Origin of the sequence: Leucobacter sp. G161, assembly GCF_001482305.1 — a bacterium.
Classification (GTDB): domain Bacteria; phylum Actinomycetota; class Actinomycetes; order Actinomycetales; family Microbacteriaceae; genus Leucobacter.
The window spans coordinates 1-15,853 of sequence record NZ_LOHP01000077.1 but is presented as its reverse complement, the minus strand read 5'-3'; the positions used below and the strand labels follow the sequence as shown (position 1 = coordinate 15,853).

At 67.0% G+C, this 15,853-nt stretch carries 16 protein-coding genes; 6 read left to right on the top strand and 10 right to left on the bottom strand.

Annotation, left to right across the window (positions count from 1 at the left end; all coding sequences use genetic code 11):
* Positions 1–6: 6 nt before the first annotated feature.
* A complete protein-coding gene (locus AUL38_RS13165; RefSeq protein WP_059062841.1) occupies positions 7–1,179 on the bottom strand; it encodes a CaiB/BaiF CoA-transferase family protein in 1,173 nt (390 codons plus the stop codon).
* A gap of 83 nt (positions 1,180–1,262) precedes the next feature.
* On the opposite strand from AUL38_RS13165, the gene AUL38_RS13160 reads away from it, so the two are divergent.
* Positions 1,263–2,732 (top strand): PucR family transcriptional regulator, encoded by a 1,470-nt coding sequence (locus AUL38_RS13160; RefSeq protein ID WP_059062840.1) that lies wholly within the window; start codon positions 1,263–1,265, stop codon positions 2,730–2,732.
* A gap of 131 nt (positions 2,733–2,863) precedes the next feature.
* On the opposite strand, the gene AUL38_RS13155 is transcribed toward AUL38_RS13160, so the two are convergent.
* From AUL38_RS13155 to AUL38_RS13145, 3 genes are all read right to left on the bottom strand, one after another.
* Positions 2,864–3,367: a phosphoribosyltransferase gene (locus AUL38_RS13155; protein WP_059062839.1), complete on the bottom strand. Its 504-nt coding sequence runs from the start codon at positions 3,365–3,367 to the stop codon at positions 2,864–2,866.
* A 123-nt stretch (positions 3,368–3,490) separates the two neighbouring features.
* Positions 3,491–4,396, bottom strand: a complete 906-nt coding sequence (locus tag AUL38_RS13150; RefSeq protein ID WP_059062838.1) for an aldo/keto reductase family oxidoreductase — start codon at positions 4,394–4,396, stop codon at positions 3,491–3,493.
* A 93-nt stretch (positions 4,397–4,489) separates the two neighbouring features.
* Entirely contained in the window at positions 4,490–6,277 is a 1,788-nt protein-coding gene (locus AUL38_RS13145; RefSeq protein ID WP_059062856.1) for a 2-isopropylmalate synthase, read from the bottom strand.
* Between the two features lie 307 nt (positions 6,278–6,584).
* Here AUL38_RS13145 and AUL38_RS13140 point away from each other — a divergent pair, with 307 nt between their 5' ends.
* Positions 6,585–7,283 (top strand): FadR/GntR family transcriptional regulator, encoded by a 699-nt coding sequence (locus AUL38_RS13140; RefSeq protein ID WP_059062837.1) that lies wholly within the window; start codon positions 6,585–6,587, stop codon positions 7,281–7,283.
* A gap of 115 nt (positions 7,284–7,398) precedes the next feature.
* Here AUL38_RS13140 and AUL38_RS13135 read toward each other — a convergent pair whose 3' ends face one another.
* A complete protein-coding gene (locus AUL38_RS13135; RefSeq protein WP_059062836.1) occupies positions 7,399–8,088 on the bottom strand; it encodes a hypothetical protein in 690 nt (229 codons plus the stop codon).
* A gap of 127 nt (positions 8,089–8,215) precedes the next feature.
* Between AUL38_RS13135 and AUL38_RS13130 the strand changes: the two genes are divergently transcribed.
* Together AUL38_RS13130 and AUL38_RS13125 are read left to right on the top strand one after the other, a co-directional pair.
* Entirely contained in the window at positions 8,216–8,671 is a 456-nt protein-coding gene (locus tag AUL38_RS13130) for a carboxymuconolactone decarboxylase family protein (protein ID WP_059062835.1), read from the top strand.
* Positions 8,672–8,678: 7 nt separating this feature from the next.
* Positions 8,679–9,761, top strand: coding sequence for an NAD(P)-binding domain-containing protein (locus AUL38_RS13125; RefSeq protein ID WP_059062834.1), 1,083 nt, complete (start codon positions 8,679–8,681; stop codon positions 9,759–9,761).
* A gap of 8 nt (positions 9,762–9,769) precedes the next feature.
* On the opposite strand, the gene AUL38_RS13120 is transcribed toward AUL38_RS13125, so the two are convergent.
* The 5 genes from AUL38_RS13120 to AUL38_RS13100 all read right to left on the bottom strand — a co-directional run bounded on the left by AUL38_RS13120 (position 9,770) and on the right by AUL38_RS13100 (position 13,488).
* Positions 9,770–10,468 carry a GNAT family N-acetyltransferase gene (locus AUL38_RS13120; protein WP_059062833.1) on the bottom strand — a complete coding sequence of 233 codons (699 nt, stop codon included), beginning with the start codon at positions 10,466–10,468 and terminating at the stop codon, positions 9,770–9,772.
* Positions 10,452–11,780: an LssY C-terminal domain-containing protein gene (locus AUL38_RS13115; protein WP_059062832.1), complete on the bottom strand. Its 1,329-nt coding sequence runs from the start codon at positions 11,778–11,780 to the stop codon at positions 10,452–10,454. Before AUL38_RS13115 ends, AUL38_RS13120 begins: the two co-directional genes overlap by 17 nt.
* 76 nt (positions 11,781–11,856) lie before the next feature.
* Positions 11,857–12,372 carry a DUF2165 family protein gene (locus AUL38_RS13110; protein ID WP_059062831.1) on the bottom strand — a complete coding sequence of 172 codons (516 nt, stop codon included), beginning with the start codon at positions 12,370–12,372 and terminating at the stop codon, positions 11,857–11,859.
* Positions 12,369–12,557, bottom strand: a complete 189-nt coding sequence (locus AUL38_RS13105; RefSeq protein ID WP_059062830.1) for a DUF4177 domain-containing protein — start codon at positions 12,555–12,557, stop codon at positions 12,369–12,371. The genes AUL38_RS13110 and AUL38_RS13105 overlap by 4 nt, the downstream gene beginning before the upstream one ends.
* Before the next feature lie 49 nt (positions 12,558–12,606).
* Positions 12,607–13,488, bottom strand: coding sequence for a carbonic anhydrase (locus AUL38_RS13100; RefSeq protein WP_083506874.1), 882 nt, complete (start codon positions 13,486–13,488; stop codon positions 12,607–12,609).
* A gap of 222 nt (positions 13,489–13,710) precedes the next feature.
* Here AUL38_RS13100 and AUL38_RS13095 point away from each other — a divergent pair, with 222 nt between their 5' ends.
* Positions 13,711–15,201, top strand: a complete 1,491-nt coding sequence (locus AUL38_RS13095; protein WP_059062828.1) for a long-chain fatty acid--CoA ligase — start codon at positions 13,711–13,713, stop codon at positions 15,199–15,201.
* Positions 15,202–15,465: 264 nt separating this feature from the next.
* Positions 15,466–15,828, top strand: a complete 363-nt coding sequence (locus tag AUL38_RS13090) for a helix-turn-helix transcriptional regulator (protein ID WP_059062827.1) — start codon at positions 15,466–15,468, stop codon at positions 15,826–15,828.
* The last annotated feature ends 25 nt before the right edge of the window (positions 15,829–15,853 follow it).

Below are 15,853 nucleotides of genomic sequence, written 5' to 3'. Positions count from 1 at the left end.
AGCGGGTTAGCGAGGAAGCCAGGTGGCACCCTGGTGTTCGCCGACGCCAGGCGGCGGCGACGTGTAGCGTGCCGGGGTTTCCGAGAAGTGAATGGGGGCGGCAACCGAGCGCAGCGTGTGCTCAGTTCCGTCAGCGGCAAGGCCGGTGGTTTCAGCAATCGCATCGATGCCGAGCGACTCCGCGAGCTCAATCGCCTGCGCGATGGTGTTCACGCGGCCTGCAGGAATGTTCGCGGCGGTGAATGCGGTGATCCATTCGTCGGCGTTGCCAGTCCGTAGCCGCTCCTCGAGCGCGGCCCGCAGCTCAACGCGGTGCGCAACCCGTGCCGGATTATTCGTGAAGCGTTCGTCGGTCGCGAGCTCAGGGATTCCAAGTACCTCACAGAGGCGCGTGAATTGGCCATCGGTCCCCACTGCCAGCGCGACGGACTGATCCGCTGCGTGGAAGGTTTCGTAGGGCGCAATCGACGGGTGCGCGTTACCCATTCGACCCGGCGAGACCCCGGTCTCGAGCGTCGACGAGGCCTGGTTCGCGAGAGCGGAAAGCAGGGAGCCGAGCAGTGTGACCTTCACGTGCTGGCCGCGGCCAGTGCCGCCCTCGCCGTCGCGCGCGCGCAGTGCTGCCTGGATGCCGATGACTGCGTTGAGCCCGGTGAGGATGTCCACGAGTGCGACACCCACCTTCGTCGGCTCGCCGCCGGCTTCGTCAGCCTGGCCGGTGATACTCATGAGCCCGCCGACGGCCTGCACGAGCAGGTCGTAGCCTGGCAGGTCACGCCCCTCGGCGTCACCGAAGCCCGAAATCGAGCAGTAGATAACACCGGGGTTGAGCTCCGAGAGTTCGGCGTAGCTCAGCCCGAACTTGTCCATGGTGCCTGGCTTGAAGTTCTCAATGACGACATCGGCGGTCGCGGCGAGCTCCCGGGCATGGCTGAGCCCCTCCTCGCTGCGCAGATCGCAGACGATGGAACGCTTACCGCGGTTCACTCCGGCGAAGTAGGTGCTCTGCCCGATCGCGTTTTGCGGGGGCGACCATTGCCTGGTGCCGTCGCCCTCTGGGCTCTCGATCTTGATCACATCGGCGCCGAAGTCTGCGAGCAGCATCGTGGCATGGGGGCCAGCGAGCACTCGCGAGAAGTCAGCGACGCGAATACCGGCGAGCGGACCTGGAGTTGTCATAGCTCCACTGTAGGCCACACGCACCACCCCGCTGAGCGAAACCTGCACAGCCGCAATCCGCGGGGCTGTGCGAGAATGACACCATGGCGACGCTCTCTCAACTGCTCGAACTGCCTGAACTTGGCCTCTCCCTCCTCCAAGCAGGGCCCGGCGATCCCGAGCTCAGCTGGGTGTCAATCACTGAGCTCCTGAGCATGAATGACTACCTTGAGGGCGGGGAAATCATCATGACCACTGGCCTCTCCCTCGGAGCGAACGATCCAGGCTGGCGCGACTTCGTGGCGGGCCTCAGCCGCGCCCGAGTTGCTGCCATCGGTTTCGGCATCGGGGTCAACCACGACACCGTGCCGGCACCGCTCCTGCACGCCGCGAGCACCTACCGCGTCGCCCTATTCGAGATCCCACTCCCGATTCCGTTCATTGCCGTGAGCAAGGCCGTCGCTGGGCTGCTCCGCTCCGACGAACTCCGCGCGGCACGATCCGCCTTGCAGGTGCAGCTGCGCCTCCTCGACAGCGCGCGGGGCACGCAGGATCCAGCCGAGGTACTCGCGAGCATCTCCCAGGCCACCGGCCGCCAGCTCGCGCTCATCTCCGGCCCCGATCGTATCCTCGCGAGCACACAGGGGTTCCAAGCCGAGGGTGCCGAGCTCGTCGCCCTCGATTCCGAGGGATCGCTCCGGCTCGCCATCGCCGGCACCGGCCCCCTCACCCCCGAGGGCAGCTCGGTCATCGCGGCCGGCGCGATGGCGCTGGGCTTCAGCGTTCGCAGCGACCGCGCATCAGACCGGGCAGAGCGCGAACGATGGGAGCTCCTCACCGGGCGCATGCTCAGCGGCGCGCTTCCCGTCGAGACCGCCGAGGTGCTCTCCCCAGGGATCGTGTTGCCCGACACCGTACGCGCCGTCGCCGTGCAGGGCTCCCCCGAAGACATCTCAGCTTGGCGACGGGAGCCACGCATCGGACTCGACCGGCTCATCGGCTCCACCGAAGAGCTCGCGGGCGGACTCGCACGCGCCTGGCAGGTCGTTGATGGCGCGGAGCCCGAGGCCGCGGTGATGCGGATCGAACAGCACGGGCTCGACTTGGTCGTCGGCCGCCCGGTGTCCCGTCGGGGTCTTCCAGTGAGCGCACGCTCTGCGGCATCGCGGCTGCGCGACCTTCCCGGCCGAGCATCGCTCTACGCCGAACCGCGCCGCGCACAGGTGATCTGGGCGGATCGCGACGCGCCCTTCCTCGAGGCCGTGCTGAGCCTCGGCTCCTCCCCCGAACACGGGGCTATCGCGCTGAGCCGCCAGGTACTCGGGCCGCTCGCGGCGACCGGACCCGCCGGCCAGGCCTCGACCGAGCCAGACCGAGAGGTACTCTGCGAAACGCTGCACGCGCTATTCGTGTCAGACGGTCAGCGCGGCCCTGCGGCGAGCGCCCTCGGGATCCACCGGAACACGCTGCGGGACCGCGTAACGCGCATCGAGCGGCTCACCGGGCGGTCGCTCGCCAGCGCGGAGGACCGCGCCGAACTGTGGTTCGCGCTCCGCACCGAAGAGCTCGCTTAGTTGAGCCGGGGCCAGGCTCGGCAATCCATTCCGACCTGAGTTTTCTTGCGTGAGCCTATCTCGGGCGGCAAAAGGCTCAGACTAGAAGAAACGCGTCAGTTTAGTTAGCGACTGGGCCAGCCCGGGGCCAGCTAGGCGCTGCGCTCTGCCGCGTTTGCGTCTTCCTCGATGACCGACCCGTCAGCGGACCAAGGGAAATCGATCCACTGGTCGGTGGCCTTCCACGCGTAGTCGGGCTGGATCACGGTCGACGGCTTCGTGTAGATCGTCACAGAGCGAACCTCTGCGCCCTCTGCGGTCAGCAGTTCGACGGCGAGCTTGAGCGTGCGCCCCGAATCTGCGACGTCGTCGACGAGCAGCACCCGACGGCCCTTGAGGTAGGTCAGGTCGAGTGCGGGCGGCAACACCTCCGGGTTGTCGAGGACCGTACCGATGCCCGTGTAGAACTCAACGTTCAGCGCACCGCAGTTCTTCGCGCCGAGCCCGTACGCGATCGCGCCTCCCGGCAACAAGCCGCCGCGAGCGATCGCGACGACGACCTCGGGCGCGAACCCGTCGGCAACGATCCGCCGTGAGAGTTCGCGGGTGGCGTCGCCGAACCCGTCCCAGGTGAGTACTTCGCGGTCAGCAGTCATGCGGGGCTCCCTTAGTGCAACTCGTTCGGCAGCGTGCGCTGCCGGAAGGGTCAAGTTTACGCCAGGGGCCGCGGCGGCTCGGGCCGTGACGGCTCGTGCCGTGTCGCCACCGTGCGACAGCGCTCACGGGACCTCATATCCCGCGGCGGTGAACAGTTCGTACCACTCCGCGCGGGTGAGCACGAGTTCGGCGCCTGCGACGGCTTGCGCGATGCGGTGCACGCGGGTGCTGCCAATCACGACGCGCATCTTCGCTGGGTGCCTGGTGATCCACGCGGTCGCAATCGCGGTGGGGGTGCTGCCTCGCTCGGCCGCGATGCGACCGAGCACGGTCTGGAGTTCGCGCAGGCCGCCCTGCTCGAAAATCGAGCCGCTGAAGAAGCCGCGCTGAAACGGCGACCACGCTTCGAGCGTGACTCCGTTGATGCGCGCGTACTCGAGGAGCCCGCCGTCGCGGTCTGCCGATTGTTTGAGGCCCTCCATGTTCGCTGCGATGCCCTGCGCCACGAGCGCCGCGTGGCCGAGGCCGAACTGGACCTGGTTCACCGAAATTGGCTGGGTGACGCTGGTCTTGAGCAGCTCAATCTGGCGGGCGGTGTGATTCGATACCCCAAAGGATCGCACTTTCCCAGCAGCCTCGAGTTGGTCGAATGCCGCCGCGACTTCTTCCGGTTCGACCAGGGTGTCCGGCCGGTGCAGCATAAGCACGTCGAGGTAGTCCGTGCCCAGCGCCGCCAGCGACTCCTCGGCCCGGCGCACGATGTACTCGGCGGAAAAGTCGAAGCCGTGCTGACCTGGGCGGATCCCGCACTTCGTCTGCAGCACAATCTCGCTGCGCTCAGTTGGCGAGAGTCGCAACGCTCCGGCGAAGCGTCGCTCACAGCCGTGTTCGCCGCCGCCATAGATATCGGCGTGGTCGAACAGCACCACCCCCGCCTCACGTGCTCCAGCGTAGAGTTCCCGGATCTCGTCGTCGGTGAGCGTCTCAATGCGCATCATGCCGAGCCCTATACGTGCGGCGTCACTCATAGCGTCGTCTCCACTTCGTTGCGGGGTATGCACCCCACTGTACCTGCGCGGGCTGGCTGGCACACCCCGTCCAGCCCACGCAGGCGCTTCCCCCTAACTGCCGTTCACGGACCGGTTCGCTGCCGCCATCACCGCCGCAAGCGTTGCAGCGAGCGTGGACTGGTCGCGGCCAGCAGCCCAGGCGACGCCGCTCGCAGCGCGGTATTCAATGAGGGTGATCGCCTCACTCGCGTTGCCCGATCCCATGCTGCTCTGGTGCAGTTCAAGCACTTCGATGGGTGCGCCGCGCTCCGCGAGCGCCGCAGTGAGCGCCTCGACGGGCCCGGTGCCGCTGTGCGCACTCACGAAGGTCTCCCCCGAAACCCGCAGGGTGAGTGTCGCACTCGGCGTTCCGCCCTCGATAGAGCTCGCGAACGACTCCAGCGCGAGAACCGGCCCGGTTCCGGCGGAGCCCGGCCCGGTCACGGCGGGGCCCGGCTCGGTCACGGCGGAGACCGGCTGGGCCCCGGCGGAGCCCGGCTCGGCCACCACATGTCCGCGGGCAGGAGTGAGATACGCAGCAGCAAAGATCTCCCAGATCGCGTTGGCCGTCACCTCGGCCCCGCTCGCGTCGGTGTGCTGCTGCACGCGGCGCGCGAGGTCGATCTGCAGCCGCCTCGGCAGCTCGATCCCGTACTCGCTTTCGAGCAGGTAGGCGATGCCGCCCTTCCCCGACTGCGAGTTCACGCGAATCACCGCGTCGTAGCTGCGGCCGATGTCGGCCGGGTCGATTGGCAGGTACGGCACCCGCCACTCGATGTCGCTCTCGGGAAGCCCCGCTGCAGCAGCCCGCGCGCGGTGCTCGGCGAAGCCCTTCTTGATCGCGTCCTGGTGCGTGCCACTGAACGCCGTGTGCACGAGGTCGCCGACGTAGGGGTGCCGCGGGTGTACCTCGATGCGGTTGCAGTACTCGACGGTGCGGCGAATCTCGTCGATGCCGGAGAAGTCGATCTGTGGATCGACGCCCTGCGCGTGCAGGTTGAGCGCGAGGGTCGCAATGTCGACGTTGCCCGTGCGCTCGCCGTTGCCGAAGATGCAGCCCTCGACGCGTTGGGCACCGGCGAGCACCGCGAGTTCCGCGCACGCGATGCCGGTGCCGCGGTCGTTGTGCGGGTGCACCGAGAGGATCACGCCGTCACGGCGCGCGAGCCGCGTGTGCATGTACTCGATCTGGTCGGCGTAGATGTTCGGGGTCGCGATCTCGACGGTCGCCGGCAGATTGAGGATCACCGGCCGCTCTGGCCGCGCATCCCACAGCTCGGTCATCGCGTCGCAGACCTCCAGCACGTAGTCGGGTTCGGTGAGGTTAAACACCTCCGGGCTGAACTGGAAGCGCACATTGGGCAGGTCCCCTGCGAGCTCGAGCATGTCGCGGCCGCCCGCGAGGATCAGTTCCTTCAACGACTCGCGGCTGTGCCCGAGCACGGCGTCGCGCCACATGGGTGCGGTCGCGGTGTACATGTGGATCACGACCGGGTTCGAGATCCCCGCGATCGAGGCGACGGTCCGCTCGATAAGGTCACGCCGCGCGGCCGTGAACACAACGATCGTGACGTCGTCAGGGGCGATGTCGGTGTCAGCGATGAGCCGCACGAAGTCGAAGTCGGTCTGCGACGCCGAGGGGTATCCGACCTCGATCTCCTTGTACCCCATCGCGACCATGCGCTCGAAGAAGTGGCGCTTGCGTTCGGGGTCCATCGGCTCGGCAAGCGCCTGGTTCCCGTCGCGCAGGTCGACCGGGACCCAGAGCGGCGCCTGCGTGAGTCGCTTCGTTGGCCACTCGCGCTCGGTGAGCGGGATCTCGGCGCGTGAGTGCGCGTCGCGGTAGCGATGCGAGGGCATGCCAGAGGGTTGCTGGCGGTTCCACGCCGGGGCGGCCGGCTGGGCGGCGGGCTGAGCTGCGGGCTGAGCTGCGGGCTGAGCTGCGGGCTGAGCTGCGGGCTGGAGGGTGTTGCGGTGCGTCATGCGCTGGTTCCTGTTCTGCGAAAGCAAAGGTGACCGGCGTCGACAGCTCCCCACGCCGGGGAGCCGGTCTGGCTACGCCCCGCCGTGGCGGCGAAGAAGGAGGAATCCGCGAAGGAACATGCGTAGACTGTAACACAACTCCTCAGACAAGTAGCGCACTTTGCGCGGATTGGATCAGCAGACCATGGCCCAGGTGCAACGATCCTCACTCGCCGACCAGGCCGCCGACGTGCTGCTCGATCGCGTGCGAAGCGGCGAGTGGGCGCTCGGCGCGAAGCTGCCAGGAGAGACGACGCTCGCGGCGCAGCTCGGCGTGGGGCGCTCGACCGCGCGCGAGGCGATCAGACAGCTCGCCGGCCTCGGCGTGCTCAGCTCGCGCCAGGGGTCAGGGGTCTTTGTGACCGCGCTCGAGGCCCGCGACGATTGGGATCTGGTGCTGCGCCGCTCCGACATCCTCGCGGTCATCGAGGCGCGCACCGCGATCGAGGCCGAGAGCGCCGGCCTCGCCGCGACACGACGCACGCCGACCGAGCTTCGAGCGATCCGCCGGACGCTTGCGGCGCGAAGGCTGAGCTACACGGGCGTTGAGACCCACGTCGACGCCGACACGGCGTTCCATCGCGCGGTGGTGCAGGCGGCGGGCAATCCGATCCTGCTCGAACTCTTCGACGGCTTCACGCCTCGGCTCAGGCCCGCGATGATCGAGATGCTCCGACTCCGCGGCGGGCTCGGCAGCGAGGACTTCAACGAGACCGACCACGACCACCACGCAGACCTCGCCGCGGCGATCGCCGACCGCGACTCCGAGCGCGCTGCCGCGCTCAGCCGCGCACACCTCCGCACGCTCGCGGATGCGCTTACCGCTCAGAGCGCGAGGCCGTAGGCGCGGCGGCGTAAGCGCAGCGGCGTAAGCGCAGCGGCGCAAGCACGCCGCGCCAGACGAAACGCGGTCGGCACGACTCACAACGCGGTCTGCACGACTCGCGAGGCTCGGGCCGCTACTCTTCGACGAGCTCGCGCTCCACGATGTCGCCGGTGAACAGCACGAGCACGTCGCGTTCCTCGGTGAGCACCTTCACGAATCCGGGCTGCACCTCGAGCACCCATCCTTCGAAGGCACCTTCGCCGGCATCGAGCCGCTCCTTCGACATCCACGGCGTATCCACGGTGACCGCCAGCCCCAGGAGCCCGACGACAGCGAGCACCCCCGCGCTGCGGAGCACTCCAAGCACGATGCGCCTGCCAATGCCCCGACGCCAGATGAGGCGGGCGGCGAGCAGGATTCCGCCGAGCACGAGCGCGCCAATCACCACCCACCACGAGTTGAAGGTGCGCACCCACACCACGGCGACAGTGACCAGCGCGATCGCTGCGAGCACGCCGCTCAGGCTCAGCGTGCCGTGCCCGCTGAGCGGCCAGAGCGCACGGAGCAGCGCAAACGGCAGCAGCAGCGCGACGAGCACACCCGTGAGCTCGGGGCGCGCAAACAGCGTGCCGAAGGCGATGGGGAGCGCGTCACCGAAATCGAGGGAATCGGCGATCGCTCCTGCGGTGTTCCAATCCCACTCGGACACGGCGAGGAGGCGCAGCAGCAGGAATAGGGTTGCTATCCCGGCGGTTGTGCCCAGTACCATCCCGGTGCGCTTCGCTGTTGGATGCTCCGTGACTTCGGGTTGCGGCTGAGTCATTGCCGCAGTCTATGGATCATGGCGAAGACCGCGCAAGCGCACTGGAGAGCCCAACACAGAACAGCGACGCAGAACAGCAGCGGCTCTGGTTAACTGGAGTTACGTTTCACAGAGCTGAAGGAGCACCATGCGCCCGTATCTCGATAAAGCCGCACCCGAGGCTTGGAAGGCCGCCGGAGCCTATTCGGTGGCAATTGCGAAGGCCGCCGCCGACGGCGGACTCCTCCCGACGGAGGGCGAGCTCATCAAGATCCGCGCATCGCAGCTCAACGGCTGCGCATTCTGCCTTGACCTGCACACGCGTGAGGCACGCGAGGCCGGCGTCCCACAGCAGCAGATCGACCTCCTCCCGGCATGGCGCGAAACGACGCTCTTCAGTGAGCGAGAACGCGCCGCCCTCGCCGTCGCCGAGGCCGCAACCCAGCTCCCCCTGAGCGAGGAGGCGCAGGCCGACCTCTTCGGCGCACGCGAGGTACTCGGCGACGATGCCTTCGTCGCCGCAGAGTGGGTGGCCGCAACGATCAACCTGTTCAACCGCATCTCGATCCTCAGCGAGCACCCGGTGCGCGCCCGCAAGGCGTAACGGACTCGTGGCCGGATCGGCAATTCTTGACAGCCTGGTCATCGGTGCCGGCCAGGCCGGGCTCTCGGCCTCGTACCATCTCACCAGGCTCGGGATCTCGCACGTCGTGCTCGACGCGAACGAGGCCCCGGGCGGCGCATGGCAGCATCGCTGGGACGCGCTGACCATGCGCGACGTCCACGGTGTTGCGGAGCCTCCCGGATCCGCCCCGCCGCCGCTCACCCTCGCACGGGCAAACGAGGCAATTCCCGCATACTTCGCGGCGTACGAAGCGGAGCACGCGCTGCCGATCGAACGCCCCGTGCGGGTGGATCGCGTCGATGACGAGGGTGGCGACAGCGCCGCGAGCGGGATCCTCACCGTGCACGCTGGCGAGCGCTCCTGGCGCACGCGCACGATCGTGAACGCGACGGGCACTTGGACGCAGCCGTTCATCCCGCACTATCCGGGGGCCAGCGAGTTTCGCGGCGAACAGTTCCACACCGTCGCATACCCGGGGCCCGAGCACTTCCGCGGCAAGCGCACCCTCGTTGTCGGCGGCGGGGCGTCTGCCGTGCAGTTCCTCGGCGCGATCGCGCCGCTCACCGAGACACTGTGGGTGACGCGGCGTGAGCCCGTCTGGCGCACCGACGACTTCACTCCCGAAGCTGGGGCTGCTGCGGTCGCTTTGGTTGAGGAACGCGTCGCCGCTGGGCTCCCGCCCATGAGCGTCGTGAGCGTCACCGGGCTCGCACTCCGAGAACAGGAACGCGAGGCAGAGCGCCTCGGTGCGTACGGCGATCGCCGACCCATGTTCGATCGGCTCGAAGCCGACGGGGTCCGCTGGTCTGACGGCTCGTTCGAGCGTGTCGACGCGATCATCTGGGCGACGGGGTTCCGGCCGGCGATCGCGCACCTCGCGCCGCTCTCGCTGCGCAGCCCCGCGGGCGGGATCCAGCTCGACCGAGCAGGCCGCGGAACCGGGGCGGTCGTCGACGAACGCGTGCAGCTCGTCGGCTACGGCCCCTCAGCGAGCACGATCGGGGCGAACCGTGCTGGGCGAACCGCGGCCACCGGGGTACGCCGAGCGCTCGCGGCGCTGGTCGCGTAGGCGGCTGTTCAGCGCACCCGCAGTGGGCTGAGCTGGGCGCCCTCGGCATCGAAGTTCTGCGGGTCAAGCCAGCGTTCAAACTCCGCGCGGGCCGCGGGCCACTCGGAGTCGATGATCGAGAACCAGCTCGTGTCGCGCGACCGCCCCTTGTAAACGGTGGCCTGCCGGAAGGTCCCCTCGAACACGAAGCCGAGCCGCTCTGCAGCGCGCTGCGACGGGGCATTCAGCGCGTCGCACTTCCACTCGTAGCGGCGATACCCGAGCTCCTCGAATACATACCGCATGAGCAGGAAGTGAGCCTCGGTCGAGCAAACTGAACGTTGCATGGCCGGCGAAAAGGCGACGAAGCCGACCTCGACGACCGCGTGCGCTGGATCCTGCCGGAGCAGCGCGAGGGTGCCGAGCGGCGCACCGCTGACGCGGTCGAACACGGCGAAGTGCAGCGGATCCTGACCGCGTGTAGCGGCCTCGGCCCACTCCCGATACTCGCTCGCGCTCGCGAACGGCCCGACGGACATATAGGTCCAGTCTCGTCCGTCGGGTGCGGCACCGAACGCGGCGAACAGCCCGTCGGCGTGCGCGCTGGGAACCAGCGGGACGAGGTCGCAGGTTCGTCCGCGCAGCGTGACCCGCTCAGGTGCGCCCGCGGGAAGCGGACGCGCAACGGGGTCGCCGATGGGCTGGCCAAACTCATTCATCCGTGGCATCGGCAGGGTGCTCCTCAGTTGTTGCGTCGGTGTTGGCTCTGCGTCGCCGGCGCAGGTGCCGACGTCGTTTCGTCCAGGCCGCGGCCGGCTCACTCGTCAGGGCAAGCAGTGCGAGACACATGAGCGACGCTGAGAACAGCGTGCCGTTCAGGCCGATCGCTTCAAGCCCCTGGATGTACCCTACTGCCGTCCCGAAGATGGTGAAGGCGAGCAGGAGAATCAAGAGCTGCCGTGCCCGATGCCCCCGTTTGAGCAGTCGCCAGGCGAGGAATAGCTGCGCGAGCATCACGATGCCACCGATCACAGTGACGACGATTGCCGCGATGTGCCCGATGCTTCCAGTCGCCTCGTGCCAGAGCTCACGGAACTCATCGTCGAAGAACAGAGCGATGAGATCGATCACCGCGCCGGCGATGATGAGGAGCACCGCAATCGCGATGCTCAGCGGAGCCCGATCCACCACGTCCTGAGCCGTCTGCGGTACGACCGGCGCCCGGTCGGGTGACTCGTCATCGGGCGTGACTGCGCGCACATCGAGCACGGGCAGGTGCCCGTCAGTGATGAAGCGGTCGCCGCCGCCGTTGCGAGAGTGGTAGCCCGTCGTGAAGTCCCGCAGTGTCCGCACCGAGACCTCAGGAGCGGTGTCACGCACGCTCGCAACCACAAAGTCGCGTTCCTCGTCGGTGTTCTCGTCGATCTTGTGGGTGATCTGTAGCGTGAACAGCGAGAGCCCGACATCGGTGTCATAGGTCCCCGCGCCGAGCCAGTCGGTTTTCGCGCCACCGGGGAGCAGCCAGCCGGGTGGGCAGTGCCAGAAGCGCACGTGGTGGCGCTGCTTCGGGTTGCCCGCGACCTCCTGCTGATAGGCAACGTCGTGCCGCCGACCAAACAGCATCAGGGGTGAGACGGGTGCGGTCGGGTAGCTCTTGCGGGTGAGCGTGGAGACGATGATGCCCCAGCTGGACCGCAGCGTGATCTCGTCGGCACGGTGCCAGCCTGCGCGCCGCATCACCGTGTCGAGCTGCTCGCCGCCGCCGTCGACGCCAAGGTTTACGGGGTCACCGAGGAGCCCGTCACCGGTCCGGGTGCGCCCGAAGAAGTAGTCGGGCACGTAGAGGTCTGAGAGGAGCTTGTGCAGGCGCGGCAACACCAGGTATGCGGTGATCGCCCACACCGGAATGAACAGCAGCAGCGCCCACGGCGACCGAACGCTCTGGATCGAGATGATGACCGCAAGCCAGCCGGCCGCCACCGCCCCGATGAGAAACGTGATGCGGTCGAACAGCGTAGTGCGGGGCAGCGGTTGCTGCATTTGTAGCGCGAACCGCCGTTTGGAAGCGCGCTCGGGGGTGTGCCCCGGCGCGCTTCCTTGGGTGTGCGTGGCCACCTTAGGCGGCCGTTTCGGCCTCACGTGCGGGCTCGTTCATTGCGAGCAGCACGGCGAACCCGGCCCAGAGCGTCACGATACCCATCGCGGTCTCCTTGCCGTTCCACGCACTCGACTGCCACATCGCGAACCATTCAGCCCCGATGATAATGAAGCCGATAAACCAGATCGCGAAACCGAGCGCGTAGGCGGCGTAGCCCCACCCGCGAGCGCGATCATATTCCGCGATGCTCGCATCCCGACGCAGGAACAACTTCACCGCGCCAACAATCGCGATCAACGCGAACGCTCCCTCGGCAATGATGATGCCGATGTAGCCGACGGTCCACACCCACGGGGTCGTGATCGCGCGCCACATGAGCGCGTTGCCTTCGAAGGTGGTGTCCATCGACAGTACGTGTTTGACGAACTGGAAGTTGGAGTCGTAATCCATGAGGTTGCCCATGAACACGAAGAGGCCGAAAAGACCTGCCAGGAACAGCGTGAACGCCTGCAACAGGCGAAGTGGGTGCTTCATTTTTTTACCTTTCGACTGAACACCAGATCGAGCCTCGGTTCAGTGTGCGACTCGAGCGGGATTGCTTGAACAAAGTGCCATCCTGCCGCGGCCTTCTCGGTGATGACCTCGCGGTAGTCCTTTTGCAGCACCGCGCCTTCACGGCGACGCTTCACAGCGACGCGTACGAATGAGTACTCGCGCATCCTGCTCCCTTCTGTGTGCTTTGGCTGTTCATATTCTCGGTGACGTGGCTCAGGCCAAATAGCCCTGGGCGGCTTCGTGCAGCACCGCCTGCAGCTCCTCGTCGTTCTTCGGGGCATGCTGCAGCCCGGCTTTCCACCCTTCCGCAGTCATCGATCCGACCGTTCGATTCGTGAGGTCGTAGACACCGAACGCTGCTTCGCGTTCGAGGTTTCGGGCCACCACGTTGGAGCTCAGGGCCGCGTTCGCCACCGCCGTGACACCGATGAGGGCGTCACGCAGTGCAACAGACTCGGCTGCGGCAGGGAACACGGCGTTGCCGGTGACCTGCTGGAGTGCGTATGCCGCGAGGCGAACGCTGCCGAAGAGCGAGTCGACAATTTCGCGGAGTGGTGCGAGCTGCGCCACCGGCAGGTAGCTGCCCGGTTCGAGGAAGGCGTCAACTGCTGCGGTCACCGCGCCGCACTGGGTGTGGCCGATGACGGTGAAGAGCTGCACGTGCGGGAGGTGGTCGGACGCATAGTGCAGGCTGCCCAGGCACTCGGCGCCGGGGACGTTGCCCGCGATCCGTACGACGAAGAGGTCGTTCGCCCCGCGGCCCAGTGCGAGCTCGATCGGTACGCGCGCGTCGGAACAGCTGAGCACCGCGGCGAACGGCTCCTGGTTGAGGATGCCGTCGTCGTCGGAGGTGTTCACAAACCCAAAGGCTTCCGGATCCAGGCGCATCTCGACGTCGCCACCGGTCGTGCCGAGCGCTCCAAAGGCCTCGCTGCCCCGATTGAGAAGCTCGAGCGCCTCGGACGGCGAGGCGGCCTCGATGGGCGCGGGCCGATCAGACTGCGCGATCCAGCGAATCTGCAGCACATTGTCGTTGTGCTCAGGCTCAGCCGGCGAACGCTTAGCTGTGTGATCAGAGTGTGATGTATTCCCCATAGTTGGATCGTAGCCGCAGATTGGTGGCCCGAACAGGGGTAATCGCGGTCCCCGTATGAAAAGTTGTTGTGGACTGTCGCAGTGCCCGCGTTTCGGGAGGGCGTCATTCACACCGCCTTTCCTCCAAGTTCATTGCCCTTTTACTGGCCGCTGTGATGATAATGAGGTGATAACTCAATGCGGAGTAATCAAGGCTTCGCCTACAGCTCATAGGAGAGATGTATGACCAACCTTGCAATGAATCTCGTGAACACTGCGGCAAAGCATGGGGAACGCCCAGCTCTGCGCCTCGGCGAAGCAGTGCTCAGCTACGCGCAGTTCGAGCAGACCAGCCAGCTCGTTGCGGCGCTGCTGCAGCAGCACGGGGTTCGCCCGGGCGATCGTGTCGCACTCATGTTGCCGAACGTGCCACATTTCGCCCTGCTCTACTACGGCGCGCTGCGACTGGGCGCCGTCGTCGTACCGATGAACCCGCTCCTCAAAGAGCGCGAGGTCGCCTACCACCTCAGCGATTCCGGGGCACGACTTCTATTCGTCTGGACGGGCTTCGAGCAGGAGGGCGAGGCGGGCGCCGTGCTCGCCGATGCGAAGACCGTCGTCGTTGAGCCGAGCAGTTGGCCCGGGCTACTCGCGGGCCTCGCCCCGATCCCCGAGGTCCATGAGACTGCAGACAGCGAGACTGCCGTGATCCTCTACACCTCCGGCACCACCGGCAAGCCAAAGGGCGCCGAGCTCACACACGCAAACATCGCACGCAACGTCGAGATCTGCGCCGACGAGCTCATCTTCGTCTCCGAGGAGGACGTCGTGTTCGGCGGGCTACCGCTGTTCCACGTCTTCGGTCAGACCGCGAGCTTGAACGCGGCGGTCTACTCTGGAGCCTGCCTCACGCTGCTCCCGAAGTTCGACCCGAAGGCGGCGCTCGAGACCGTCGCGCGCGACAGAGTGACCATTTTCCAGGGTGTTCCGACGATGTACACCGTGCTCGCCCATTACCCGGATCGCGACAGCTACGACACCTCGTCGCTGCGCGTGTGCGTGTCGGGCGGTGCAGCGCTACCAGTAGAGGTGCTCAGCGCCTTCGAATCGGCGTACTCGTGCATCGTGCTCGAGGGATACGGGCTCTCCGAGACGTCTCCGGTCGTCTCGATCAACCGGCTCGACCTTCGCCGCGCCGGATCGATCGGCGTGCCGGTCTCGGGCGTCGAGGTTCGGATCATCGATGAGTCGGCAGTCGATGTTCCCGTCGGCGAGATCGGTGAGCTCATCGTCCGCGGCCACAACGTCATGAAGTCATACTGGGGCAAGCCCGAGGAGACAGCGAACGCTATTCCTGACGGCTGGTTCCGCACCGGCGACCTCGCGAAGCGCGACGAGGATGACTTCCTGTACATCGTCGACCGCAAGAAGGATCTCATCATCCGGTCCGGCTACAACGTCTACCCGCGTGAGGTCGAAGAGGTGCTCTACGAGCACCCTGCGATCGCCGAGGCAGCGGTCATTGGGTTCCCGCACGCCGAGTTCGGCGACGAGATCGCGGCGGTCGTTGCGCTCAAGCCGGGCTCCGCCGTTGACGCCGATGGGATCCGGGAGTTCGTGAAGTCCAAGGTCGCTGCCTACAAATATCCGCGCGTTGTTGAGATTGTGGAGGCGCTTCCGAAGGGTGCGACCGGCAAGATCCTCAAGCGGGAAATCACCCTCACGTCGGTGTAGCTGCCGTTCCACGCGGTGCCCTCGAGCCGCGGGGCCGATCTCCGATTCCTCCAGCGCCGGCAGGATCGCTGTCACGGACTCCGTATCGGGCGAACCCTCGTTTCCCCCGCCGGGCACCGGACACCTCGTGTGACGCAGGACCTGCAAGAGAGTCGGCCCAGTGTGTCCGGCTGGTGTTCTTCACCGCAGGCAGGGTGCGGTGGCGATCTCGCCCACTGATCTGCACACCTAGCAATGGGTCAGCATGCACTGTATAGTCAGTGCATGCTGACCATTAGCTCGCGCCTCGATGCCATGCACCGCCTCGGCCGCGCCCTCGCTGACCCCACGCGCTCCCAGATCCTGCTCGCGCTCATCGAGCGTCCGGGCTATCCGGCTGAGCTCGCGGCGGAGCTCGGCCTCACCCGCACGAACGTGTCCAACCACCTCGCCTGCCTGCGCGGCTGCGGCATCGTCGTCGCCGAGCCCGAGGGCCGCAAGACCCGCTACGAGATCGCCGATCCGCACCTCACCGCCGCCCTCACCGCGCTCGTCGACGTCACCCTCGCGGTCGACGAGGGCGCGCCGTGTATCGACCCGGCCTGCCAGATTCCCGGCTGCTGCGAGCCCGCTGCGGCGCAGGCGTGAGCGCGGAGTGCTGCGGCACGGACGG